Consider the following 22,765-nt stretch of genomic DNA (forward strand, 5'->3'; position numbering starts at 1 on the left):
CTTTTCGAGACTGCCTTAGTGCTGTCTTCAACGATATCGTCCATCCAAACCTCAATTTTCGTCGACAGTTTTGCCGGTTTATATGGACGAAAATGGTGATCCGAGTGGAGCGCTCGCCATTGAGTCACTTCTCAGAGCGCTTGGGAATGAGCGCAGAAATGAAAAATGTCCGGCCCCTCCGAAGAGGAAGCCGGACTTCATGCTGTGGAGCATAGGAGAATCGAACTCCTGACCTTCTGCTTGCAAAGCAGATGCTCTACCAATTGAGCTAATGCCCCATTGTTCCGTGGTGGGCCTAGCTGGAATCGAACCAGCGACCTCATCGTTATCAGCGATGCGCTCTAACCGACTGAGCTATAGGCCCTTGTGCGGAACGAGAATTAACTCTACATACTATCCCCGGATTTACACAAATCGCCTGCTCAACAAATATTTCTTGCAACTCGAAAGAGGGGAAAGATTTGCACGGAAGAAAGAAAAATGCCGACACCCGAAGGTGCCGGCACCTTCCAGAACGAGAGAGGCGCTAGCGGTTGTCTAGGTCGACCCGCAGGCCGCCAAAGACGTCCACTATGGCGTTATAAATAACCGCCATCAGTGGTGCCAGCAACGTAAGGAGAACGGCGAAAATAACGCCGATGAGCGCGGAGGCGGAGATGACGACACCGAAGGTGACCTCGAATCCGCCGCCCACGCCGCCGACGAGGCTATTGAGCGATTCCCAGATGCCCACCTGGTTCAGGCCGATGTAGAGCAGGCATACGGCCAGCATCCAGGCAATGAGTCCGACGAGTGACAAGGCCAGACCAACGCGGAACGCGGAGGTGGGCGAGATTCGCGTAATCGTTACGTCTCGTCGTGCCATTAATTACTCCTCATCCTTGGAAGCATCGCCAGCCTTGTGCTCCTGCTGGACCTCATCCACGGTCTTTTCACCCTTGGCTACAGCCTGAGCGTCTTCCTCACCATCTTCTTCGACGTTGCGGTCGATGGCAAGCAGTTCGACGTCGTCGGCCAGGTTCACCAAGCGCACACCCATGGTCGCACGGGAGGACGGACGAATCTGGTCCACCTCGGTGCGGATGACGCCGCCGGCGGAGGTGATGGCGAAGATCTCGTCATCCTCATCGACGGAGATGGCGCCGATGAGCTTGCCGCGCTTCGGGGTGTACTTGAAGGTCATAACACCCAAGCCACCGCGGCCCTGCGGGGTGTATTCCTCGATGGCGGTGCGCTTGCCGTAGCCGCCAGAGGTGGCTACCAAAAGGAACTCGCCATCGTGGACCACGGACATGGATAGCAGCTGGTCATCGCCACGGAAGCGCATGCCCTTCACACCGGCGGTAGCGCGGCCCATGGGGCGCAGCTGGTCGTCGTCGGCAGTAAAGCGGATAGCTTGACCCTGCTCGGAGGTAAGCAGGATGTCATCGCCCTCAGAGACGAGCTGTGCGCCGATGAGCGCATCGCCCTCGTTGAGGTTGATGGCGATAAGGCCAGCGGAACGCGCGGACTCATAATCGGTCAGGCGGGACTTCTTTACGCGGCCCTGCTGGGTGGCGAGGACCAGGTAAGGAGCGTCCTCGTAGGACTGAATCTGGATGACCTGGGCAATCTTTTCCTCCGGCTGGAATTCCAGCAGGTTAGCCACGTGCTGGCCGCGTGCGGCGCGACCGCCCTCGGGCAGCTCATAGGCCTTAAGACGGTAGACACGGCCGAAGTTGGTAAAGAACAAGATCCAGTCGTGCGTGGAGCAGACGAAGAAGTTCTTCACAATATCGTCCTGCTTGAGCTCAGCGCCGCGCACGCCCTTGCCACCGCGCTTTTGCGCCTTATAGGAATCCACCTTGGTGCGCTTAGCGTAGCCGGTAGAGGTAATGGTGACCACGACGTTCTCGCGGGCGATGAGGTCCTCATCGGTGACGTCGCCGGTGGCAGGGATGATCTCGGTGCGGCGTTCATCGCCATACTTATCGACGATCTCTGCCAGCTCATCGTGAACAATCTGGCGCTGGCGCTCCTCGCGGGCGAGGATGTCCTTCAGGTCGGCGATCTCGCGCTCGATCTCGGCCAACTCGTCGATAATCTTCTGGCGCTCCAGTGCAGCCAGCTTGCGCAGCTGCATGGCCAGGATGGCATCAGCCTGGATATCGTCGACGTCGAGAAGCTCCTTCAAGCCTTCGCGCGCCTCGTCCACGGTGGGAGAACGGCGGATAAGGGCAATGACCTCATCCAGCATGTCCAGGGCCTTAACCAAACCGCGCAAGATGTGGGCGCGCTTCTCGGCCTCGTTCAGGCGGTACTGGGTACGGCGAACGATGACCTCGATCTGGTGCTCCACGTAGTAGCGCAGCATTTGATCCAGGCGGAGGGTGCGCGGCACGCCGTCAACAATGGAGAGCATGTTGGCGCCGAAGGAGGTCTGCAGCTGGGAGTGCTTGTAGAGGTTATTGAGCACCACGCGAGCCACGGCGTCGCGCTTCAGGGTGACCACGATGCGCATGCCCACGCGGTCGGAGGACTCATCCTCGATCTTGGAAATGCCCGCAATCTTGCCGCTGGCCACGGACTCCGCGATATTGGAGATGAGGTTATCCGGGTTGACCTGGAACGGCAGCTCGGTAATGACGATGGTCTGACGGGAGCCAGACTCCTCGATGGAGGTCACACCGCGCATGCGGATGGAGCCGCGGCCGGTGGTGTAGGCATCCTTGATGCCCTGATCGCCCACAATGAGGCCGGCGGTGGGGAAATCCGGGCCCTTGACGCGTTCCATGCAGGCTTCCAGCGCAGCCTCTTCATCGGCGTCTGGGTTATCCAGCATCCAGTAGATGGCCTCGGCCAGCTCGTTGAGGTTATGCGGCGGAATATTGGTGGCCATACCCACGGCAATGCCGCCAGAGCCGTTCATGAGCAGGTTCGGAACGCGGGACGGCAGGACGTCTGGCTCGCTGGTCTTGCCATCATAGTTGGGCGAGAAGTCCACGGTGTTCTCGCGGATATCGCGCACCATCTCCATGGCCAACGGGGTGAGCTTACACTCCGTATAACGCATTGCTGCCGGGCCGTCGTTGCCGCGGGAACCGAAGTTACCCTGGCCATCCACCAGCGGATAGCGCATGTTCCAGGACTGGGCCAGACGCACCAAGGTGTCATAGATGGCGGAGTCACCGTGCGGGTGGAACTGACCCATGGTGTCCGAGACCGGGCGGGCGGACTTCACGTAGCCGCGCTCCGGGCGGTAACCGGAATCGAACATCGCGTAGAGGATGCGGCGGTGCACCGGCTTCAGGCCATCGCGCACCTCCGGCAGGGCGCGGCCGACGATGACGGACATGGCGTAGTCGATGTAGCTCGACTCCATCTCCTCATTAATGTCAATGGGAAATATGCGATCAAAAAGATCGTCGTTATTGTCACTCATAGCCCCAAATTCTACCCTCTAGCGCTTTTCAGGACTCGAATTGCCGCACGGGTGGTATCACCATGGTATCACTTGGGGCATGGCGATGACATTGCGACTTACGGACGAACAGGATCACGCGCTGACGCTACTGGCCTCCGCGCAGGGCACCTCCAAGCACGAGGCGGTGGTACGCGCCATCGTTGCGGCGGCAGCCCGCACGCTTGCCGACGCCCACGTGCAATCCACCGCCCGCGCCCTCCTCCCCGGCCGCGCTGAGCTGGAGGCGGAAATCCGCCGTGCCCGGCCCGCACAGTCTTAGGCAAGCATGACTACTGAACAGCTCTACCTCTTGGCCCGCGAGTTTTGCGCTCGCTTTAACGTCCGCATCACCAACTTCGCCGCCCTGGCGGCCGCGGCGGCAGCCAGTACCGCCAAGGTGGAAGGAATTGCCATTCACGACAACCACCGCGATGCCGCCCGCGCAATGGCAGAGGTATTAGCCCGCGTGCCGGTGCTGAGCGGGTATAACGCAGAGTTCGCAAAGTTCAGCGCGCGCGTCTACCTTAGTGTTAAAGAAGTTACCTAAGTTACTGGGGATAGTGACCCAAGAAAGGAACTACCACCATGTCCCGCTGCAAGAAGATTGCCGCCTCGAGCCTGACCGCCGTAGCGCTAGCTATCACCGCCGTGACTGCTCCTACCGCTACCGCCGCTGATGCCGATTCCTGGAAAGAAACGGTAAATCCGGACTTTAAGCCAGGCGAGGCCGGTGGTTCCTCTACCGGTTCTTCCCAGCTGGACCTCACCCTGATTATCACCGCAGCGGCCGCCGGCGTCACCGCGCTGGCCAGCGCCGTGGCCCTGTACTCCCCTAACGTCGATCTGGAGAAAGCTGCCCGCGATGCCGGCTTGGGCCAGATCGCCGATCAGATTGCTGCCATTCAGGCCAACCTCCCTGGCCTGCCGGGCCAGCCCGCCTAACTCGCGTAAGGTGGTGCAGCATGGCACATCTTTCTGAACTTATGTCAGGTCCGCAGCGCACTGCGGTGATTAACGATTGCGGCGAGCTGGTTGAGGGGGTCGTCGCCAAGCAATCGGGCATTACCGGCATGGCGCTCAAGGGCGCCGTCGCCGCCGCGAAGAAGGTAGACTCCGCCATCATCACCAAGGCGCTAGGCCGCGTGTTGCCGGATATCCTCGACGCTTTAGATCCGCACTGGCAAGAGTTTGCACGCAGCTCCGAGCAGGATTTCGGTTCCTTCCTCGAGCCCCGCAGCACCCAGGTGAGCGATTCCATCATGTCGGTGGCCGATAAGCACGCCGAGCAGATTAACTCCCCCGCGCTGTCTAAGCCTTATAACTCCTTGCGCGGTAAGGCCTCGAAATTCCTCACCCCTGCGGTACCGGATTTCGGCCGCGTGCTGCAAAAACACATGTAATTTCCACGCGGTTGAACCTAGAACAAACCGCAGAGTATAAGTGTGGAAGTGACTACTTCCGCAGCTAACCAAACCGAGTACCCCGCCGGCCAGGATCCCGCCCGCTGGCGGGTACTTATCGTTTTGCTCACGGCACTCTTCATGTCCCTGCTGAGCGTGTCGATCGTGAACGTAGCCCTGCCCTCGATTCAATCGGGCCTGGGAGCCTCTGAATCCGATGTGCAATGGGTGCTCTCCGGCTATGCGCTCACCTTTGGCGTCATCCTTGTGGCGGCCGGCCGCGCGGGAGATCTCGTCGGCCGCGGCGGCATTTTTCTAGCGGGCATCGCTATTTATTCCATCAGTGCTGCGGTCGCCGGCTTTGCCCCCAACGCGGAAGCACTCAACGCCGCCCGCTTTATCCAAGGCATAGGCGCTGGCCTGCTCAACCCGCAGGGCGTGGGCATGATCCAGCAGTACTTCCGCGGTCCGGAACGCGCCCGCGCCTTCGGCTACTTCGGTTCCACGGTGGGCATCGCCGTGGCCATCGGTCCGGTACTGGGCGGCCTGCTCATTCGCCTCGGCGGCGCGGACCTAGGCTGGCGGCTGACCATACTGGTCAATTGCCCCGTCGGCCTTATTGCCATCATCTTAGGATTGCTGTGGTTTCCGCGGCCGCTGTTTTCCCGCGTGCGCGATGACAATGGCAATAAACTGGGCATCTTCAAGGCCCTCGCCACCCTGGATCCCATCGGTGCGGTGATTCTCGGTGCTGCGGTGTGGGCCATCCTCTTCCCCTTCATGGAATCGTCCGCCTCCCCGGCCGTGTGGTGGCTCCTTCTGCTGGGCGCCGTCCTCCTTGTGGGTTGGGTGCTATGGGAGCGCCGCCACAAGGCCACCGGCCATCCGCCAATGGTGGATCTCACTATCTTCGCCACCCCGAGTTTTCGCAATGGCACCATCATCGCCACCTTGTGGTTTATGGGCATTACCAGCATTTGGGTGCTCGTGGCGCTCTACTTCCAAAGCGGGCTCGGACACTCCGCCCTGGCTGCCGGCTCCGTAGGCATTCCGGCTGCCTTGTTGAGTTCCATATCTGCCACGCTGGCCGGCCGATCCGTATCCGTCCACGGCCGCAAAGTCGTGGTGCTGGGCATGCTCGTGACCATCTCCGGCCTCATTGCCACCATTGCGCTTATCTGGGCCACCGAGCAGTGGGGAGCCAGCGAATGGTGGATGGTCCTTTCGCTGGCCTTAGTTGGCGGCGGCCAAGGCTCGGTCATCTCCCCCAACCAAACGCTCACCTTGGCGCATGTTCCACAGGCCTACGCCGGATCGTCCGGCGCCGTCCTCCAAACCGGCCAGCGCATCGGTACGGCCATTGGGCTTGCCGTTATTACGGCCATCGTTTTTGCCACCTTGCACGGCACAAGCGCGGACTGGCCGCTGTCCATCATTGCCGGCTTCGGCGTCATCCTCGCCATGTGCCTCGCTTCCCTAGGATTCGCCGTAGCGGATCAGCACAGATCCCAGGCCTAGGCCCGGCGCTTTCCGACGCCACAATTAAAGCCCACCGCGGTAAATTCCACGGTGGGCTTCATGCTGCGCTCTAGATATCCAGGAAGCGGACGTCCTTCGCGCGGCGGGTAATGAAGGAGCGGCGAGCCGAGACATCATCACCCATGAGAATGGAGAAGAGCTCATCGGCGCGCTGCGCGTCTTCCAAGTCCACACGGCGCAGGATGCGGGTGCTCGGGTCAAGCGTGGTCTCCCACAGCTCGGCGGCGTTCATCTCGCCCAGACCCTTGTAGCGCTGGATGCCGTCATCCTTGTTGATCTTGCGGTTTTGCTCCAGGCCCTCGGCCAGAAGCTTATCGCGCTCGGCGTCGGAAAAAGCATAGCCCGGAGTACCCTTAGACCACTTGAGCTTGTACAGCGGCGGGTTAGCCAGGAACACGTGGCCGTCCTCAACCAGCTGCGGCATAAAGCGGAAGAGCAAGGTCAGAAGCAGCGTCGCAATGTGCTGGCCGTCCACGTCGGCATCGGCCATGAGCACGATCTTGTCGTAGCGCAGCTTCTTGATATCGAATTCCTCGTGAATGCCGGTACCCAGCGCGGTAATGATCGCCTGGACCTCGGCATTCTTGAGGACCTTATCCATGCGGGCCTTCTCCACGTTCAGGATCTTGCCGCGCAGCGGCAGGATGGCCTGGAACATGGAATCGCGGCCGCCCTTAGCGGAGCCACCTGCAGAGTCACCCTCCACGATGTAGAGCTCGGAAATCTTCGGATCCTTCGAGCGGCAATCGGCGAGCTTGCCTGGCAGGCCGCCGAGGTCGGTGGCGGACTTGCGGCGCACCATCTCGCGAGCCTTGCGGGCTGCCATGCGAGCATGCGCGGAGGACACGGCCTTATTGATAATGGCCTTGGCCTCTGCCGGGTTGGCATCGAACCAGTCATTGACGTGCTCGTTAACCGCGCGCTGGACAAAGCCCTTGATCTCGGAATTGCCCAGCTTGGTCTTGGTCTGGCCCTCGAACTGCGGATCGCCTACCTTGACGGAAATGACGGCCGCCAAGCCTTCGCGGCAGTCATCGCCGGAGAGATTGCCGTCCTTTTCCTTGAGGAGCTTATGCTCCTTGGCGTAGCGGTTCATTAGGGAGGTTAGGGCCGCACGGAAACCCTCTTCGTGCGTGCCGCCCTCGTGGGTGTTGATGGTATTGGCAAAGGTGTGAACGGACTGCTTATAGCCCTGGTTCCACTGCAGCGCTACCTCTACCTCGTGATCCTCGCCCTTCGCATCGAAGGAAACGATGGTCGGGTGGATCGCGGTCTTGGACTTATTGAGGTACTTGACGTAGTCGGTCAAGCCATCTGGGTAGTGGAAGGTTACCTTCTTGCGGCGCTTCTTCTCTGCCGCAGCGTCCTCCGCCTCGCCGGATTCTTCGTTGAAGGTATCGCCGGCGTCTGGGGCATCATCGAAGGAGGTTTCATCCGCGCTGGTCTCGCCGGATTCTGCATCGGCGATTTCCTCCAGCTCGATCTGCTCTTCGGTGACGCGCTCGTCAATGAGCTCAATGCTCAGGCCCTTGTTCAGGAAGGCCATTTCCTGCAGGCGGCGGGCGATGGTGTCGTAATCGTACTCGGTGGTTTCAAAAACTTCCGGGTCCGCCCAGAAACGAATCTTGGTGCCCGTGCCGCGGGCATTGCCACCCTCAACGAGCTCGTCTGGGATGGCGTTCTGGAAGTTTTGGTACCAGTGCTTGCCGTCGCGCTTAATCTCCGCCTCCACGCGGGTAGAAAGCGCGTTCACCACGGAAATGCCGACGCCGTGCAGGCCGCCGGAAACGGCGTAGGAGTCGGAGTCGAACTTACCGCCGGCGTGCAGCTGGGTCATGACCACCTGGACGGTAGGCGCGCCAGAGGCGTGCATTTCTACCGGGATGCCACGGCCATTATCGATGACCTCTACGCCGCCATCTTCCAGCAGCTTGACGGTAACCTTGTCGGCGTAGCCGGCCATGGCCTCATCGACGGAGTTATCAACGATCTCCCAAATGAGGTGGTGCAGGCCGCGCGAACCGGTCGAACCAATGTACATGCCGGGGCGCTTACGAACGGCCTCGAGGCCCTCCAGGATCGTAATTGACCCGGCATCATATGCGTGTTCTTCAGCCACGGATTCGTGCTCTCCTTTTGGCTATAGCTAATTCTAAGACCTTGACTATTCTACACGGATACCCCCTACTGAAAGACACCCCACACCCGTGAGAGATAGGAATCTGGCGCGCTCTGAGGTTATTTACATTGTGCAGGTCTGAGTAAACCTCAGCCTATTAGCCGTAGGTATCTTGTGATCCTTGCGGTTTGACCCACTGCCGCCCCTCATAATTGCGCCTTTGCTTCGGTCCGTGAATCCGCAGTTCCACAATGACATCGGGGCCTAGGCGGTCAGAGATTTTGCGCAGGATTTGCCGCTGCAGGTAGCGCAGCTCCGTTGCCCACGTGGAGTTATCGCAGGATACATAGACAATCTTGTCCTTAATCCGCTGCGGCTGCGTATGCGCGGCAATGCGCTCGCCCACCAGATGCTCCCAATTGCCCATCACCCAGCCATTAGCCAGATCATGCTCCCACCCACGATTGACCACCTCGCGGTTAATTTGGGACCCCAGGCTCGGCACGGCCAGCGTGCGCCGTTTCTTCCTGCCATCTGGTCCTGTGGGAATGCCCCGTTGATAGCCCATATACCCCTGCTTTTGCGCCTTCTCCAGCGAAGGCACCGGCATCTTCGGCACCGGGCGGGTCAGCTTCGGCGGGTTTTTGGAGGTGGACCGAACCAGCTTGAAGTACTGGGTGACGGGATCGATGCGCTGCTTGCCGACGCCCCCTTGATCCTCACTCATTCCCCTCACCTTCCTCAGCGGCATCTTGAGCACGATCTTCGGCAGAATCTTCGGCGCTGAGCTTGGAAATGCGGCCGGTCTCGGTATCTTCTACGCTCACGCGGTAGCGCACGATGGGTTCCAAGTTTCCGGGCAGATCCTCATCCACGGCCGCCGTAATGAGCACCTGTTCGGCCTCGGCGGCCAAGTGGACCAGCTGCTTGCGGCGCTTGGCATCGAGCTCGGCAAAGACATCATCCAAGATGAGCACCGGATCGGATCCTCCCTCCTGGCGCAGGAGGTTGAATTCCGCCAGGCGCAGCGCGATGGCATAAGACCACGTCTCGCCGTGGCTAGCAAAGCCCTTGGCCGGCTGATCGCCCAGGTTGAGCACCAGATCATCGCGGTGCGGACCCACCAGGGAAATGCCGCGTTCGATCTCGCGCTGCCGGGCGGCGGCCAACTCGGTGAGCAGCACGGCCTCTAGCACCTCGCGATCGGAGGTATCGATCGTGGACTTATACTCCACGTGCGCTGGTCGCGATTCTGGCGCCAGGCCGGAATAGGCGGCGGGGATGTGGTCCAAGAGGGCGTCGACAAGCGCAAGGCGTGCGGCGATCACCTGGGCGCCAAGCCGGGCAAGCTGCGCATCCCAGGTATCCAAGGTGGCCAACGCAGCGGCGCCATCGCTATTGGAATAGCCGCGGCGCAGGCTGGCGGAGGCCGATTTCAGCAGGGCATTGCGTTGCTTGAGCACCTTGTCGTAGTCGGCCTTCACACCCGCTAAGCGCGGAGTCCGCGAGGCAATGATGCTATCGAGGTAGGCGCGGCGCCCAGCCGGCTCCCCGCGCACCAGGGCCAAGTCCTCCGGGGAGAAGAGCACAGTTTTTACCACGCCCAGCAGCTCACGAGGGCTGCGCAGGCGGGTGCGATTAATCTGCGCCTGGTTGGCCGCATGGGGCTTAATCAGCAAATGGGTAGTAAGCTCGCGGCCCTGGTTCACCGCGGTAATGGATACCCGCGCGCTATCCGCGCCTTGGCGCACCAGCGGTGCATCGTAGGAAACGCGGTGGGAGGAAAGGTGAGCGGTATAGCCAATGGCCTCAACGATATTGGTCTTGCCAAAGCCATTGCGACCGACAAAAAGGGTGATCCCCGGCCCTAGCTGCACATTAAGTTCGGGCCACGAGCGAAAATCCCGAACATCGAGATCCCTGACGTACATTAGCCCGGCAGGCGAACCGGCATGAGCAGGTAGGTGAAGTTGGTCTCCGGCGTGGGGAAGTTGCCATCTTCATCGGCCTCAGGCAGCTCTTCCGGTTCTGGGATCATGATGGCTGGGCGCGAAGGCTCGGTAAAGCCGAAGACCACGCGGTCGGTATTGATGACGCCCAAGCCATCCTTGAGGTAGCCCGGATTGAAGGCGATGAGGAATTCATCGCGGCCATGGAACGCACACGGCAGGGTCTCGGTCGCGTTACCAGCATCCGCACCGGCGGAAAGGGTCACCTGGCCATCGGCGAATTCCATCCGAATCTGTGCGTTGCGATCCGTCAGCAAAGACACGCGGCGAATTGCTTCCTGCAGCGGGGCGACCTCAATGGAGGCAATATTGGTGTGATTCTTCGGCAGCAGGGGTTGCACATTAGGGAAGTCCGCATCCAGCATGCGCGTGGTGGTCTCGCGATTATCCGCGTGCAGGCCAAAGAGACCATCGGCACCAATATTGTCATCGGTTCCCACAGCGATTTCGACTGGGATATTCAGGTGCGGATCCAAGGAACGACCAGTTTCCTGCAGGGTCTTCGCAGGCACCAAGAGTTTCGCTTCTACATCCGGCGACTTCGGCTCCCATTCCAAGGTGCGCATGGCCAGGCGGAAGCGGTCCGTTGCCGTCATCTCAATGTCCTTGCCACGGATATCCATGTGCACACCGGTGAGCATGGGCAAGGTGTCATCCTTGCCGGCCGCAGCGGCGACCTGATGGATGGCCTCGACGAATAGCTGTGGCTGAATGGTGCCGGTAACCTCCGGCAGGACCGGGAGCTGCGGGTAATCATCCAGAGGAATCAGTGGCAGCTCAAAGCGGGAAGAACCACAAGTAACCAGAGCCTTGGAATCTACCTGGGAGATCTCCACTTCCTTGTTGGGCAGGGAAGCGACGATGTCAGAGAGGAGCTTGCCGGCTACCGCGATCTGTCCGGGCTCATCCACCATTCCGGCGATTCGGACGCGGGTGGACACCTCGTAATCGAAGCCAGTGAACTCAAGACCATTGTCATCCGCGGTGATCAGCATCGCGCGGAGCACAGGCTGGGTGACCTTGGACGGCAGGCTACGAGCAACCCACGCTACGGCGTTGGCAAGGTCATCTTTGGCCACGCGAAATGACACGGCTTCATCCATGGTGCGAAGAGCTCCTCTGGGGCAAGTAGGAAATTTGTTACTTACAAAAGACTGGCTTCCAACTTACCGCATCGGGCACGGTGCGCCACAACGTGTAATTCCATCTTTGCCTGTCCGATCCGCGCTTGGCCGAAGGCAGGCCGGGCCGAATTCCACACACCCTCTTTCTTCTATACAGATCAGAGAAATAATTTAGTAGTAGTAATAAGCGCTGTGGGATCTGTGGGTAACTAGGTAAACGACAAGTTCAGGACACAGATCCGGGGTGTGCCAATTCTTGTGATCTTGCTGTGATCAATCGGGGCGAAATGTGGACAACTAACGGGATCGCCGGTTTATCCACAGGTTTTGTCATTTGATCACCGATCTACACACAGTGCTGATCACAGGGTAGTTCTCCCAGCATAGAGCCTGTGGAATTTAAAACTGTGAGTAAGATCTACGAATTACAAAGATGGAATTACACAAGTGTGAATAACGCTGTGGATAACTCTTTTCGCAGTTAAGAGAGTACTTTTCGCGGACCTTCTGGGTTCTTTGTGGAATTACACGAAGGTGTAGGCGGCTGTGTGGACGGTTTGAACCAGGTTTCGGCGTCTCAGTCAAGAATCTCTGATCTGGTAGTTCTGGTCTCACCTTTAAGTAGTGCGAGCAGAATCCCCGAAGTGACAAAGGTCAGACAAAAGCGCCCTCCTTTATATAAGGAAGGCGCTGAACCAGCGGTAGAGAAATTTAGGCGCGGCCGCGATTCGTGATGCGCTGGGTAAGCGCCTGGATCTCGTCGTAGGTATTGCGCTTTTCAGTCATCTCTTTGCGGATCTTGCGATCCGCGTAAATGACGGTGGTGTGGTCTTTGCCGCCGAACTGTTCACCGATCTTGGGAAGGGATAGCTCCGTGAGCTCGCGGCACAGATACATAGCTAACTGGCGTGCATGTGCCACCGCACGCTTTTTGCCAGCGCCGCGCAGAGTCTCTACATCAATATCGAAGAATTCTGCAGTGACCTCCATGATCGAGGTAGCGGTGATTTGCCTATCGGCGGAATCTGGGGCCAAATCGCGCAACGCGATTTCTGCCATCTCCACGTTGATTGGCTCATTCACCAAGGAGGAATAGGCCGAAACGCGGATCAGTGCGCCCTCGAGCTCACGAATAGATGACTCAAAACGAGAGGCAATGAGCTCAAGCACGGAGCGATCCACTTCGGTGCCGTCATTGGCCGCCTTCTTCATCAAAATCGCGATACGCGTTTCTAGATCTGGCGGCTGAATATCGGTGATAAGACCGCCTTCAAAGCGGGTGCGGAGGCGATCTTCCAGCGTGGTTAGCTGCTTCGGTGGGCGGTCCGAAGACAAAATGATCTGCTTATTGGCTTGGTGCAGCGCATTGAAAGTATGGAAGAACTCTTCCTGGGTGGATTCTTTGCCTTCCAAGAACTGGATGTCATCGACCATCAAAATGTCGAGATTGCGGTAGCGCCGCTTGAATGATTCCTGACGGTCATCGCGCAGGGAATTAATATAGTCATTCGTGAATTCTTCCGAAGACACATACTTTACGCGCAGACCCGGATGCAGTACTTGGGCGTAGTTGCCGGCGGCATGCAAAAGATGCGTTTTACCCAGACCAGAGCCACCCCAGATAAATAGTGGGTTGTACGCACGGGCGGGATTCTCGGCCACAGCCACGGCGGCACCATTGGCAAAACGATTCGAAGAACCGATCACGAAGCTATCGAAGGTGTGCTTCGGATTGAGGGAAGTCTCACGGTTGGGATCGTGCGCCGGGGCCTCGCGCGGGATGCGGGCAGAATTGGTGGCAGCACCGGAGAAATTTCCCGCGGATTCTGCCTGCTGTTGGTTATAGTGCTGGGCCAGCTCATCCAGGCTTGCAGGGGCGTGACTCGACTGCCAATTGTTCTGGGAAGGGGCCTGCTGTGCAGCGGCATCCGTTTGCTGCGGGCGCGGAATGTAGTTCTGGGTAGCTTCCGTGTTCTGCGGCGGTTGCGCTTGAGGCGGTTGCTGTTGTTGAGGGGGCGTTGGCTGTGGTGCAGGCTCCGCGGCCGGCGGCTGTGGCTCTTGCGGGGTGGCAAGGGTAACAGCAAAGGAACACGGCCGGCCTAGGTGGCGGGTTAATGCCTTGGCAATGTGCTCGCCCAACTCATTTTCGACCACATTTTTGGCATCCAGGTTTTCGGCGGCAACGAGGGTGTAGCCCTCAACCATCATGATGGGGCGAACCAGTTGGAGGTAAAGGCGCTGTGAGTGCGAAAAACTGGGGACCTCGGAATTGGGTTGCTCGGATTGTGCGAGCAGGTCATCAACGACCGCGCGCCAAACGGCATGCAGGTTCGCTTGTGGGTCAGTCACAACAGGCTACCTTTGTGGAATTTAGTCGGGGACGGGTGGACATTGAATAACAATTTTCACTGCGGATTCCACCGTGGTTTTCACATCGGTTTTTATCGAGTCACCTCGATCTCCACAGAGTTATCCACAGGTGTGGATGAAATAGTTATTCACAGCTTAGTTCATGACTGTGGATAACTCTTCATTGGTCAATTTATGGCCCTATGCTGCGGAAACTGCAAAAGTCTCAAGCGTTGATTTAGAGTTATCCACATGACCGGTTGGGCTGTGGAATTTGATTCTTCTGTTCTACCGCCGAAATGGCGGGTGTGTCTAGCGAGAAAAATTCACCACTCGGGTGTGGGTTGGGGTGGGTCTTACTGCGTGATGGATTAGGTGCAGTAAGAGCGCAGAATCTGGCCCTCTAGCTGCAGGAAAAAACATTTATGTAATTTCGGGTGTACCCGGGTGTCGATTTGTTCCCAGCGGCAGAAATCACGTAATCTGGCATGGTCTATTGCAACAAAGAGTTGCGCGTGAAAGTGACAGCGTCACCTCGCACCGGCTGGGCCCGTCGGCTCGCCGTGCACCGGAGAGACTGTGATGCGTCAGGTTCATGGAATCTATTCATCAGTGGGCGTGCCGCTGCATTGCGGTGGTGTGCCTACGCACAACTTCAAGGAGAATTAACGTGGCAAAGGGTAAGCGCACGTTCCAGCCGAACAACCGTCGTCGTGCTCGCAAGCACGGCTTCCGCACCCGCATGAGCACCCGTGCAGGTCGCGCCATTGTTGCAGCTCGTCGCAAGAAGGGCCGCGCAAAGCTGACTGCATAAGTTATGCTTCCAGCCCAGCACAAGCTCACGTCGCCGACGCAATTTCGGCGCACGATGAAGGGTAGTCGCCGGGCGGGCACTCGTACGGTCGTCGTGCATGCGCGCGACAACGCAGGTACGGACAAAGCAGCCGATATCGCCGCCACTGGGCCGCGATTTGGGCTGATTGTTTCGAAAGCCGTCGGGAATGCAGTGGTTCGCCACCGCACCTCCCGGCGGCTTCGCCATGTGTGTATGACATTCATTCCCAAGCTGCCCGCCAGCGTGGACGTTGTTATCCGTGCCTTGCCCGCCAGCGCCACTGCTAGCAGTGAGCAATTAGAAAAAGATCTTGCCAAAGCACTGCGCAAGCAATGGGATATCTAAATTCCCGCGGGGAGGAAATTCCCCCAGCCAGAGGATTGGCCAAACCAATGGTCAAAGTGGTTCGTTTCTACCAAAAACATGTCTCTGGCCTTAAAATGGTATCGACCTGTCGGTTCGAGCCGACATGCAGTGCTTATGCCCTAGAGGCGCTTTCTCAACACGGCGCAATCAAGGGTACGGCGATGGCAATAGCCAGGGTCTGCAAATGCGGCCCCTGGCATCCGGGCGGATTCGATCCGGTCCCGGGTACCAACAACAATTGAGGATTAAACACTCGTGCTTAATTTCATTTACTGGCCAATTTCGGCCGTTTTGTGGTTCTGGCACTGGCTGCTGTCCCTCGTAATGGACCCTGCCTGGGGCATTACCTGGATTCTGGCCATTGTGCTGCTGACCTGGACGCTTAAGGCACTAATGGTCAAGCCGACCATTAGCCAGATTCGTTCCTCGCGCAAGATGCAGGAAATCCAGCCTAAGGTGCAGGAAATCCGCGCGAAGTACGGTAATGACCAAACCAAGGCCGCGCAGGAAATGCAGAAGGTCTACAAGGAGTCCGGCGTTCGTCCGATGGCCGGCTGCCTGCCGGTCTTCGTGCAGATTCCAATGTTCGTTGGTTTGTTCCACGTGCTGCGCTCCTTCGACCGCACCGTTGCGGTAGCCGGTGGTATTGGCCACCCCAGTGGTGACCCAATGTCCATTGAGGATAACGCCAATACCGCGAACTACATCTTTAAGCCGGACCTGGTCCAGCAGTTCTTGGATGCCAAGATTTTCGATGTCCCGTTGGTGACCAACCTGCGCTTGAACTCGCCGATTGTGGAGGGTGTTACTACCAGCCAGGCCGCCGTCATCATCGTTCCGATGATCGCCATCATTGCGGTCATGACGCACTTCAACGCCCGCATGAGCCTCAACCGCCAGGAAAAGCGCCGCGCTGCTGGCAAGACCCAAGCACCGCAGGGCCAGAACGCGGAAATGATGCAGCAGCAAATGGCCATGATGTCCAAGATGATGCTGTGGGTCATGCCGGCCATGCTGGTCTTCTCCGGCTCCATCTGGCCGATTGGTTTGCTGTTCTACATGATGGCCAATACGGTCTGGACCTTCTTCCAAACCCGCATCGTCTATGCCAAGATGGACCGCGAGGAAGAAGAAGAGGAAGCCGCTAAGGTTGAGGCCAAGCGCACTTCCGCGCCTAAGCCGGGTGCCCGCAAGAAGGACAACCGCACCAAGAAACAGCGCAAAAACAAATAAACACGGAGGAGAACCCCATCGTGTCCGAGATGGACCCGTCAGTAGTATTCGGCTCCCGCTTGCCCCTCGCGCAGGCTTACCATGATTCGCTCGCTACAGACGGGTCCACTCGTGGTTTTATAGGCCCCCGCGAGGTGCCACGCTTGTGGGAAAGGCACATTATTAACTGCGCCGTCGTCAAGCAAGCAATCCCGGAGGGCGCCACGGTTATCGACGTCGGCTCAGGGGCCGGATTGCCCGGCATTCCGCTGGCCATTGCGCGCCCGGACCTGCAGATCACCCTGATCGAGCCGCTGCTCAAGCGCTATAACTACCTCAACGAAGTCGTAGAAGAGCTTGGCCTAGACAACGTGACGGTCCTGCGTGGCCGTGCCGAGGAAGGCCCGATTAAAAAGGCCGTGGCGGGAGCAGACGTGGTCACCTCCCGCGCCGTCGCGCCCCTGGGCAAGCTGGCGAAATGGTCGCTGCCGCTCGTGCGCAAGGGTGGTGAAATGATCGCGCTGAAGGGTTCTTCGGTACACGAGGAACTGGAACGCGATGCCGCTGATATTAAGAAGGCCGGCGGTGGAAAGGCCGAGGTCAGCACCATCGAGGGAACCACGATCATTCGTGTCCCGCGCGTGAACTAAAGTAGACGGCATGACTAATCCGCGCCTTATCACCATTGCTAACCAGAAAGGCGGCGTAGGCAAAACCACCTCCGCCGCCAACTTGGCCGCAGCGCTAGCCACAGAGGGCAAAAAAGTGCTGGTGATCGACCTCGACCCGCAGGGAAACGCCTCCACGGCCATGGGCGCGGAACATAATTCCGGCACCGATTCCAGCTATGAGGTGCTCCTTGGTGATTGCACCGCCGAGAAGGCTATGCAGGCCTCCTCGCACAACGAGAATCTTTTTTGCATCCCCGCCACCATTGATCTGGCTGGTGCGGAGATTGAAATGGTCTCCTTGGTACGCCGAGAATTTCGGCTCTATGACGCCCTGCATAATGGCTTCCTTGAAGAGCATGGTTTTGAATATGTCTTCATTGATTGCCCGCCATCACTTGGCTTGCTCACCATCAATGCGATGACCTGCGCTGAAGAGGTCATCATCCCGATTCAATGCGAGTATTACGCGCTGGAAGGCGTGGGCCAGCTGCTAGGCAATATCTCCATGATTCGTGAGCATCTCAACGAGGATCTGCATATTTCCGCCGTGCTGCTGACCATGTATGACGCTCGTACACGTTTGGCCGAGGATGTGGCAGATAACGTCCGCGAACAGTTCGGAGCCGTGGTGCTGGCCAATGTTATCCCGCGCTCCGTGCGCGTTTCCGAGGCACCGGGGTACGGTACTACGGTTATTGATTACGCTCCCTCGTCCACCGGTGCCCGCGCGTACCTTGCGGCGGCGCGCGAACTTAACCGGCGTGGCGATTACCGCCCGCACCCGACCACCGGGGCGATTGGCGTGAGCCCAGAGATTTACGCGGAATTGGAAGGATAGGAACTCATGGCAGAACAGAAGCAAGGCGGCCTTGGCAAAGGCCTAGCCGCACTCATCCCGTCCGGTCCTGATGCCCCTACCCGCAAGCCGCGCTTGGGCGATTCCGCCGCGGATATCATCTTGGGAAATTCCACCCCGCAGCCGGGCCGGAAGGGTGGCGAAGGCAAGCGCGTAAAGGGCGCTCCCACCATTCAGCAGGGTTCTGGCTCTAAGTCCTCCAAGAAGCGCCAGGCCACCCCGGCTCCTATCGGTGCGACCTACCGCGAGATTTCCATTGGGGATATCATCCCCAACCCGAAGCAGCCGCGCACGGTCTTCGACGAGGATGAACTCGGCGAGCTCGTCCACTCGATCCGCGAGTTTGGCCTGTTGCAGCCTGTGGTCGTTCGTCCTTCCGAGGAAGGCGGCTTTGAGCTCATCATGGGTGAGCGTCGTTGGCGCGCTTCCTCCAAGGCGGGCCTGGCCACGATTCCGGCCATCGTGCGCGATACCAAGGACGACAACCTGTTGCGCGATGCCCTGCTGGAGAACATCCACCGCGTACAGCTCAACCCCTTGGAAGAGGCGCACGCCTACCAGCAGCTGCTGGAAGAATTCGGTGTTACCCAGAACGAGCTGGCGGACCGCATTGGCCGTTCGCGCCCACAGGTGACCAATATGTTGCGCCTGCTCAAGCTGCCGGTAGAGGTACAAAAGCGCGTAGCTGCTGGTACCTTATCTGCCGGCCACGCGCGTGCCCTATTGTCCTTGGATGACACCGAGGCCATGGAATACATTGCCAACCGCATCATCGCGGAGGGCCTGTCCGTACGCGCGACCGAGGAGGCAGTCACCCTCTACAAGCGCGATGGTAAGCCGGCCGAATCCAAGAAGAAGCAGCCGGCACCGCAGCCGCAGTACTTTACCGATTCCGCTGAGCGCCTGTCTGATCGTTTCGATACCAAGGTCACCGTGACCATGGGCAAGCGCAAGGGCAAGATGGTCGTGGAATTTGGTGACCAAGAAGATTTCGAGCGCATCATGGCGCTCATTGAGGGCCAGCACTAAACCGGGGCGATGATCCTCGAGCCGGTACGCGAAGGCGCGCGCATTCACCGCCAGGCCGCGCGCAGCACCTTTTGGGAGCTGGAGGCCGCCGTGGTCGATCCCGCCTTTGAAAAGGAAGCGTGGCTGGCCACTACCCTGCTCTCCTTTGGTCAGTGCGGCTTTACTGTGGGTGAGGACGCCACCATTCTCTTTTGCTCCCGCGAGGATGCTGCCGGCGCCGCCAAGCTTCCCACCGCCCCCATTTCAGACGATGCGGAGATCATTACCTCGCTCTTCGTCAAAGCACATTTAATGGGGCGTGGCATTGAAGCAGTGCTTGTCGACGCCGCCATTATGCACCTCACCAACCGCGGCAGCACCGCCGTGGAGGCCTTTGGCTATTACGGCGATCCAGCGGCAGCGGCGGATTTCTTGGGCCACAAACCGGCCTATATCGGGCTGATGTCTTATGAGACTTTGCGCTCCGCCGGCTTTGAGGTAGCCGCTGATCACCCAGTACTCCCCCGCTTGCGGCTCGAGCTGCCGCCCGAGCACGATATGCTCAGCGCGGCAGCGGCCGAAGATCTCCTAGCCCGCGCTTTGGCCTAGATTCGAGGCCTAGGACTGTTCGGCCTGGAGCAGCTCGGAGAACTTATAGGTGCCGGTTACGGCGGTGTCCTGCTCCATGAGGTACATGCGCTTTACGGCAATCACGATCGCCTCCGCAATGTCATCGCGGCGGGACGGGTTGGTGAGGATCTTTATGTCCTCTGGGTTGGTCAGGTAGCCCAGTACGATCTGGATGACCGGCATCTGGGTCAAGCGCAGCAGGTCCCAGGTGCGGCCGTGGTTGCCGCAGTCCAGCAGCTCAGTGCGCGCGACAATCTCGCGCTGGATGAAACCGGAAAGGGTCTCACCAATGAGTGAGGAGTTGCCGGATTCGGAACCGAAGTAGAAGGTGGCAACACCATTGGCCTTCTCATTGGGGTAGGAATCGCAGGCTAGGGAAATGACCATGTCCGCATCGAAGGCGTTTGCCAGTTCGGCGCGGGACTTGACGTCCGCATCGGAGGTCCGAGGACGGGAGATGATGGTTTCCATGCCCGCGGCAATCATGCGCCCCTCGATGCGCTGGGTGAGGTCCCACAGGATTTCCTGCTCGGAAATATCACCGAAGCGACCCTTGACCAGCTGGCCGGCTTCGCCGCCGCTCAAGGCGGGATCGATGACAACGCGCTTGCCCGCCAGCTTAGGGCCGGCATTGCGGACGCGCTCACGCTCTTGGATATTGTGCGCGGAACCACCGGTAATACGGCGGCCGAGCAGTCCAAGGGCGCGGATGGTGGCCGGGCCGCACACACCATCTTCTTGCAGGCCGCAGTTGTGCTGATATTCCTTCAGGGCCGCGTGGGTATTAGTACCGAAGTGGCCGTCCACGCGCTGCTGGTAGAAGCCGAGCTCCTGCAGTTGTTGCTGGAGCTGCGAGATATCGTCACCCACCAGCTCATTCGCAGGCTCGTAGCTAAGGACGCGGCTGCCGAGCGTGTATGAGGCTTGGCGCAGTTCGCGCAGGGTGAGATCGTCGATTTCGCCCGTGGGCACGATACCGCGGGATTGCTGGAAGGCCTTGAGGACCTCAGACAAATTGGCATCAAAGCTCTTGTCGCTCTCGGAGTACTTCTGCTTCTTCCACGCAGAAAGTTCCCCCTTGAAATCTGACAAGAGGCCGAGACGGGCCAAGGTAGCGCGAGCCTCAGCTACACGCACGCTTGTATCGCCGACTCGAAGAACGCGATTCACGCCTTATACCCCTTTCACAGCCCGCTTTAGTTAGGGCCGCATTCCAGAATTTCTACACGCTTAATCTAATAGGAATTAGATTAACAGTTAAAGCTGCTTTTTCACTTGCGCCACGATGTCATCTTTAGAACGCAGACCCACAAATTCGTCCACTTTCTCGCCGTGGTTGAAAATCAGCACATTGGGGATGGACATGATCTGGAACATGGCGCCTAGGTTGCGCTCTTCATCGACGTTAACCTTGGCGACGGTGACTTGGCCGTCCAACTCCTCCGCTACCTCTTCCAGGATGGGGGAAAGCTTCTTGCACGGGCCACACCACTCGGCCCAGAAGTCGACGATGACGGGCTTATCGGACTCGATGACGTCCTTACGGAACGTATCGGTGGTTACTTTCTTGACGTTGCTCATACTGAATTAACGGTTTTCTGCGAGGAAATGTTCCGCATCAATTGCCGCACGGCAACCGGAGCCGGCCGCGGTAATTGCCTGCTGGTAGTGGTCATCCACCAAGTCACCGCAGGCGAAAACGCCTGGCAGGGAGGTCTTGGTGGTGGGTTGTTCAACTACAACATAGCCGTTGTCATTGAGCTTGACCTGATCATTGAGGAAGGAAGAGCGCGGATCATGGCCAATTGCTACGAACATGGCAGTGACGTCCAAAGTGGAAGTCTCGCCGTTGGTGACGTCCTTGAGTTTGAGTCCGCCGACCTTGCCATCGGCTTCAATAACTTCTTCGACGACCTTATTGGTCTCCCACTTGATCTTTTCGTTGGCCTGGGCGCGCTCCAGCATGATCTTGGAGGCGCGGAAGTTCTCGGAGCGGTTCACAATGGTGACAGAGTCCGCGAACTTGGTGAGGAAGGTAGCCTCCTCCATGGCAGAGTCGCCGCCGCCGATAACGGCAATATTGTGGCCCTTGAAGAAGAAGCCATCGCACGTAGCGCAGGTGGATACACCGCGGCCGGAGAGTTCTTCCTCACCGGGAACGCCGAGGTGGCGCGGGGCGGCACCGGTGGCGAGGATAACGGTGCGGGCCTCAAAGAGCTCGTCACCCACGTGCAGCTTTTTAATATCGCCTTCCAGCTCTACGGAGTCAACGACTTCCATGCGCAAATCCGCACCGAAGCGGATGGCCTGGGCGCGCATTTCTTCCATGAGCTCTGGGCCCATGATGCCCTTTTGGAAGCCGGGGTAGTTTTCTACCTCGGTGGTATTCATAAGCTCGCCGCCGTACTCGAAGCCCTCGAAGACAATCGGGTTGAGCTCGGCGCGTGCCGCGTACAGCGCGGCGGTGTAACCGGCAGGGCCGGAACCTACGATGGCAACATCGTGGACGGTCATTGCTAACTCCCTTAAATCAGAGTGTGGTTTCGCGTAACGCCCTGAGTCTACCCGCCGCGCTGACAAACGTCGGTATTAGCAAACTCACCCCATGGCGGCGCGTAGGACTTCCCTCGCTCGGGCGCGGCGGGATTTGATGGTGCCGGGCTTTACCCCTTGGGCGGTGGCAACTTCGCCGACGCGGAACCCGGCGACGTCGGTAAGCACCAGCGCCTCGCGCTGATCCTCCCGCAGCAACTGCATTGCCTCGCGCACCACCAGCTGCTCCGCTAGGTTTTCGGAAGGGTTATGCGCGAGCAGCGGGTTGCGATCGTCATCAAAGTCCTCCGCATCTAATGAAGCATTTTCCCTGTTAGAACGGTGGTTCAAGTAGTCATAGCCAGAGTTTTTCACCAGCCGGTGCAGCCAGGTCGATAGCGCAGACTCGCGGCGATAGGAGTGCAGGTTGCAGCTGGCGCGCAGGAAGGCTTCCTGGACCACATCTTGGGCATCGTGATCGTTTCTGGTGTAGCGCCGCGCTACCGTGGTCAGCCGCGTGCGGTGGCGTTCCACGATGGCGGAAAAGGCCTTATTGTCCCCCTCAATAAAAGCATCAACTAGTTCTTCGTCACTGCGGTCATGACTGAGCGTCATATGTAGATTCCCCCCGGATCAACAACTGTTATACACAGTGTGACCCGAGGGGAACTAG

Annotated in this window: 24 protein-coding genes and 2 tRNA genes; 13 read left to right on the top strand and 13 right to left on the bottom strand. The window is 58.8% G+C overall.

Annotated elements, in window-relative coordinates:
• Positions 1-205: 205 nt before the first annotated feature.
• From CORTU0001_RS01545 to gyrA, 4 genes are all read right to left on the bottom strand, one after another.
• Positions 206-278: transfer RNA gene (locus tag CORTU0001_RS01545), tRNA-Ala, on the bottom strand.
• A gap of 9 nt (positions 279-287) precedes the next feature.
• Positions 288-364: transfer RNA gene (locus tag CORTU0001_RS01550), tRNA-Ile, on the bottom strand.
• A gap of 162 nt (positions 365-526) precedes the next feature.
• Positions 527-865 (bottom strand): DUF3566 domain-containing protein, encoded by a 339-nt coding sequence (locus tag CORTU0001_RS01555; protein ID WP_034667939.1) that lies wholly within the window; start codon positions 863-865, stop codon positions 527-529.
• A gap of 3 nt (positions 866-868) precedes the next feature.
• Entirely contained in the window at positions 869-3,421 is a 2,553-nt protein-coding gene (gyrA, locus tag CORTU0001_RS01560; RefSeq protein WP_005326873.1) for a DNA gyrase subunit A, read from the bottom strand.
• A gap of 79 nt (positions 3,422-3,500) precedes the next feature.
• Between gyrA and CORTU0001_RS01565 the strand changes: the two genes are divergently transcribed.
• The 5 genes from CORTU0001_RS01565 to CORTU0001_RS01585 are packed head-to-tail and all read left to right on the top strand — an operon-like array spanning position 3,501 to position 6,360.
• Positions 3,501-3,722, top strand: coding sequence for a CopG family transcriptional regulator (locus CORTU0001_RS01565; protein ID WP_005325982.1), 222 nt, complete (start codon positions 3,501-3,503; stop codon positions 3,720-3,722).
• A gap of 6 nt (positions 3,723-3,728) precedes the next feature.
• Positions 3,729-3,989 (top strand): hypothetical protein, encoded by a 261-nt coding sequence (locus tag CORTU0001_RS01570; protein WP_005326874.1) that lies wholly within the window; start codon positions 3,729-3,731, stop codon positions 3,987-3,989.
• Between the two features lie 38 nt (positions 3,990-4,027).
• Positions 4,028-4,384 carry a hypothetical protein gene (locus CORTU0001_RS01575; RefSeq protein ID WP_005326875.1) on the top strand — a complete coding sequence of 119 codons (357 nt, stop codon included), beginning with the start codon at positions 4,028-4,030 and terminating at the stop codon, positions 4,382-4,384.
• A gap of 20 nt (positions 4,385-4,404) precedes the next feature.
• The gene (locus CORTU0001_RS01580; protein WP_005326876.1) at positions 4,405-4,842 is read left to right on the top strand and encodes a DUF6918 family protein; all 438 of its coding nucleotides are present in this window, start codon (positions 4,405-4,407) and stop codon (positions 4,840-4,842) included.
• A gap of 42 nt (positions 4,843-4,884) precedes the next feature.
• Entirely contained in the window at positions 4,885-6,360 is a 1,476-nt protein-coding gene (locus CORTU0001_RS01585) for an MFS transporter (RefSeq protein ID WP_005326877.1), read from the top strand.
• 70 nt (positions 6,361-6,430) lie between these two features.
• Here CORTU0001_RS01585 and gyrB read toward each other — a convergent pair whose 3' ends face one another.
• The 5 genes from gyrB to dnaA form a co-directional block, all read right to left on the bottom strand.
• The gene (gyrB, locus tag CORTU0001_RS01590) at positions 6,431-8,500 is read right to left on the bottom strand and encodes a DNA topoisomerase (ATP-hydrolyzing) subunit B (RefSeq protein ID WP_005326878.1); all 2,070 of its coding nucleotides are present in this window, start codon (positions 8,498-8,500) and stop codon (positions 6,431-6,433) included.
• A 157-nt stretch (positions 8,501-8,657) separates the two neighbouring features.
• Positions 8,658-9,227, bottom strand: coding sequence for a DciA family protein (locus CORTU0001_RS01595; protein ID WP_005326879.1), 570 nt, complete (start codon positions 9,225-9,227; stop codon positions 8,658-8,660).
• On the bottom strand, positions 9,220-10,431 hold the full coding sequence (gene recF / locus CORTU0001_RS01600; RefSeq protein ID WP_005326880.1) for a DNA replication/repair protein RecF: 1,212 nt from the start codon (positions 10,429-10,431) through the stop codon (positions 9,220-9,222). Before recF ends, CORTU0001_RS01595 begins: the two co-directional genes overlap by 8 nt.
• Positions 10,431-11,612: a DNA polymerase III subunit beta gene (gene dnaN / locus CORTU0001_RS01605; RefSeq protein WP_005325994.1), complete on the bottom strand. Its 1,182-nt coding sequence runs from the start codon at positions 11,610-11,612 to the stop codon at positions 10,431-10,433. The genes recF and dnaN overlap by 1 nt, the downstream gene beginning before the upstream one ends.
• Positions 11,613-12,344: 732 nt before the next feature.
• On the bottom strand, positions 12,345-13,982 hold the full coding sequence (gene dnaA / locus CORTU0001_RS01610) for a chromosomal replication initiator protein DnaA (RefSeq protein WP_005326881.1): 1,638 nt from the start codon (positions 13,980-13,982) through the stop codon (positions 12,345-12,347).
• A 670-nt stretch (positions 13,983-14,652) separates the two neighbouring features.
• On the opposite strand from dnaA, the gene rpmH reads away from it, so the two are divergent.
• From rpmH to CORTU0001_RS01645, 8 genes are read left to right on the top strand one after another with little or no spacing between them, the layout of a single operon-like run.
• A complete protein-coding gene (gene rpmH, locus CORTU0001_RS01615; RefSeq protein WP_003847033.1) occupies positions 14,653-14,796 on the top strand; it encodes a 50S ribosomal protein L34 in 144 nt (47 codons plus the stop codon).
• Between the two features lie 3 nt (positions 14,797-14,799).
• Positions 14,800-15,162, top strand: a complete 363-nt coding sequence (gene rnpA, locus CORTU0001_RS01620) for a ribonuclease P protein component (protein WP_005326013.1) — start codon at positions 14,800-14,802, stop codon at positions 15,160-15,162.
• Between the two features lie 47 nt (positions 15,163-15,209).
• Complete coding sequence (gene yidD / locus CORTU0001_RS11350) at positions 15,210-15,425, top strand: membrane protein insertion efficiency factor YidD (protein ID WP_005326014.1); 216 nt, start codon at positions 15,210-15,212, stop codon at positions 15,423-15,425.
• A gap of 13 nt (positions 15,426-15,438) precedes the next feature.
• Positions 15,439-16,416, top strand: coding sequence for a membrane protein insertase YidC (yidC, locus tag CORTU0001_RS01625; protein ID WP_005326885.1), 978 nt, complete (start codon positions 15,439-15,441; stop codon positions 16,414-16,416).
• Between the two features lie 29 nt (positions 16,417-16,445).
• Positions 16,446-17,045 (top strand): 16S rRNA (guanine(527)-N(7))-methyltransferase RsmG, encoded by a 600-nt coding sequence (gene rsmG, locus CORTU0001_RS01630; protein ID WP_225747357.1) that lies wholly within the window; start codon positions 16,446-16,448, stop codon positions 17,043-17,045.
• 10 nt (positions 17,046-17,055) lie between these two features.
• Entirely contained in the window at positions 17,056-17,904 is an 849-nt protein-coding gene (locus CORTU0001_RS01635; protein WP_005326889.1) for a ParA family protein, read from the top strand.
• A gap of 6 nt (positions 17,905-17,910) precedes the next feature.
• Positions 17,911-18,951 carry a ParB/RepB/Spo0J family partition protein gene (locus CORTU0001_RS01640; RefSeq protein ID WP_005326890.1) on the top strand — a complete coding sequence of 347 codons (1,041 nt, stop codon included), beginning with the start codon at positions 17,911-17,913 and terminating at the stop codon, positions 18,949-18,951.
• 9 nt (positions 18,952-18,960) lie between these two features.
• Positions 18,961-19,539: a 2-methylaconitate cis-trans isomerase PrpF family protein gene (locus CORTU0001_RS01645; RefSeq protein ID WP_005326892.1), complete on the top strand. Its 579-nt coding sequence runs from the start codon at positions 18,961-18,963 to the stop codon at positions 19,537-19,539.
• Positions 19,540-19,548: 9 nt separating this feature from the next.
• Here the strand turns inward: CORTU0001_RS01645 and CORTU0001_RS01650 are convergent, their stop codons facing one another.
• From CORTU0001_RS01650 to CORTU0001_RS01665, 4 genes are all read right to left on the bottom strand, one after another.
• Complete coding sequence (locus tag CORTU0001_RS01650; protein ID WP_005326895.1) at positions 19,549-20,730, bottom strand: N-acetylmuramoyl-L-alanine amidase; 1,182 nt, start codon at positions 20,728-20,730, stop codon at positions 19,549-19,551.
• An 87-nt stretch (positions 20,731-20,817) separates the two neighbouring features.
• Positions 20,818-21,141, bottom strand: coding sequence for a thioredoxin (gene trxA, locus CORTU0001_RS01655; RefSeq protein WP_005326021.1), 324 nt, complete (start codon positions 21,139-21,141; stop codon positions 20,818-20,820).
• A 6-nt stretch (positions 21,142-21,147) separates the two neighbouring features.
• Positions 21,148-22,074, bottom strand: coding sequence for a thioredoxin-disulfide reductase (trxB, locus tag CORTU0001_RS01660; RefSeq protein WP_005326896.1), 927 nt, complete (start codon positions 22,072-22,074; stop codon positions 21,148-21,150).
• A gap of 84 nt (positions 22,075-22,158) precedes the next feature.
• A complete protein-coding gene (locus CORTU0001_RS01665; RefSeq protein WP_005326897.1) occupies positions 22,159-22,707 on the bottom strand; it encodes an RNA polymerase sigma factor in 549 nt (182 codons plus the stop codon).
• Between the last annotated feature and the right edge of the window lie 58 nt (positions 22,708-22,765).

Origin of the sequence: Corynebacterium tuberculostearicum SK141 (assembly GCF_000175635.1) — a bacterium.
GTDB classification, from domain to species: Bacteria; Actinomycetota; Actinomycetes; order Mycobacteriales; family Mycobacteriaceae; genus Corynebacterium; species Corynebacterium tuberculostearicum_C.

What these genes read in the sequence shown, in the direction of transcription:
- recF (WP_005326880.1), bottom strand. Translation starts at nt 10,431, where the DNA reads ATGTACGTCAGGGATCTCGATGTTCGGGATTTTCGCTCGTGGCCCGAA.
- CORTU0001_RS01580 (WP_005326876.1), top strand. Translation starts at nt 4,405, where the DNA reads ATGGCACATCTTTCTGAACTTATGTCAGGTCCGCAGCGCACTGCGGTG.
- CORTU0001_RS01595 (WP_005326879.1), bottom strand. Translation starts at nt 9,227, where the DNA reads ATGAGTGAGGATCAAGGGGGCGTCGGCAAGCAGCGCATCGATCCCGTC.
- rsmG (WP_225747357.1), top strand. Translation starts at nt 16,446, where the DNA reads ATGGACCCGTCAGTAGTATTCGGCTCCCGCTTGCCCCTCGCGCAGGCT.
- gyrA (WP_005326873.1), bottom strand. Translation starts at nt 3,421, where the DNA reads ATGAGTGACAATAACGACGATCTTTTTGATCGCATATTTCCCATTGAC.
- rnpA (WP_005326013.1), top strand. Translation starts at nt 14,800, where the DNA reads ATGCTTCCAGCCCAGCACAAGCTCACGTCGCCGACGCAATTTCGGCGC.
- CORTU0001_RS01645 (WP_005326892.1), top strand. Translation starts at nt 18,961, where the DNA reads ATGATCCTCGAGCCGGTACGCGAAGGCGCGCGCATTCACCGCCAGGCC.
- CORTU0001_RS01640 (WP_005326890.1), top strand. Translation starts at nt 17,911, where the DNA reads ATGGCAGAACAGAAGCAAGGCGGCCTTGGCAAAGGCCTAGCCGCACTC.
- CORTU0001_RS01575 (WP_005326875.1), top strand. Translation starts at nt 4,028, where the DNA reads ATGTCCCGCTGCAAGAAGATTGCCGCCTCGAGCCTGACCGCCGTAGCG.
- CORTU0001_RS01565 (WP_005325982.1), top strand. Translation starts at nt 3,501, where the DNA reads ATGGCGATGACATTGCGACTTACGGACGAACAGGATCACGCGCTGACG.
- CORTU0001_RS01555 (WP_034667939.1), bottom strand. Translation starts at nt 865, where the DNA reads ATGGCACGACGAGACGTAACGATTACGCGAATCTCGCCCACCTCCGCG.
- CORTU0001_RS01570 (WP_005326874.1), top strand. Translation starts at nt 3,729, where the DNA reads ATGACTACTGAACAGCTCTACCTCTTGGCCCGCGAGTTTTGCGCTCGC.
- trxB (WP_005326896.1), bottom strand. Translation starts at nt 22,074, where the DNA reads ATGACCGTCCACGATGTTGCCATCGTAGGTTCCGGCCCTGCCGGTTAC.
- trxA (WP_005326021.1), bottom strand. Translation starts at nt 21,141, where the DNA reads ATGAGCAACGTCAAGAAAGTAACCACCGATACGTTCCGTAAGGACGTC.
- dnaN (WP_005325994.1), bottom strand. Translation starts at nt 11,612, where the DNA reads ATGGATGAAGCCGTGTCATTTCGCGTGGCCAAAGATGACCTTGCCAAC.
- yidD (WP_005326014.1), top strand. Translation starts at nt 15,210, where the DNA reads ATGGTCAAAGTGGTTCGTTTCTACCAAAAACATGTCTCTGGCCTTAAA.
- CORTU0001_RS01665 (WP_005326897.1), bottom strand. Translation starts at nt 22,707, where the DNA reads ATGACGCTCAGTCATGACCGCAGTGACGAAGAACTAGTTGATGCTTTT.
- CORTU0001_RS01635 (WP_005326889.1), top strand. Translation starts at nt 17,056, where the DNA reads ATGACTAATCCGCGCCTTATCACCATTGCTAACCAGAAAGGCGGCGTA.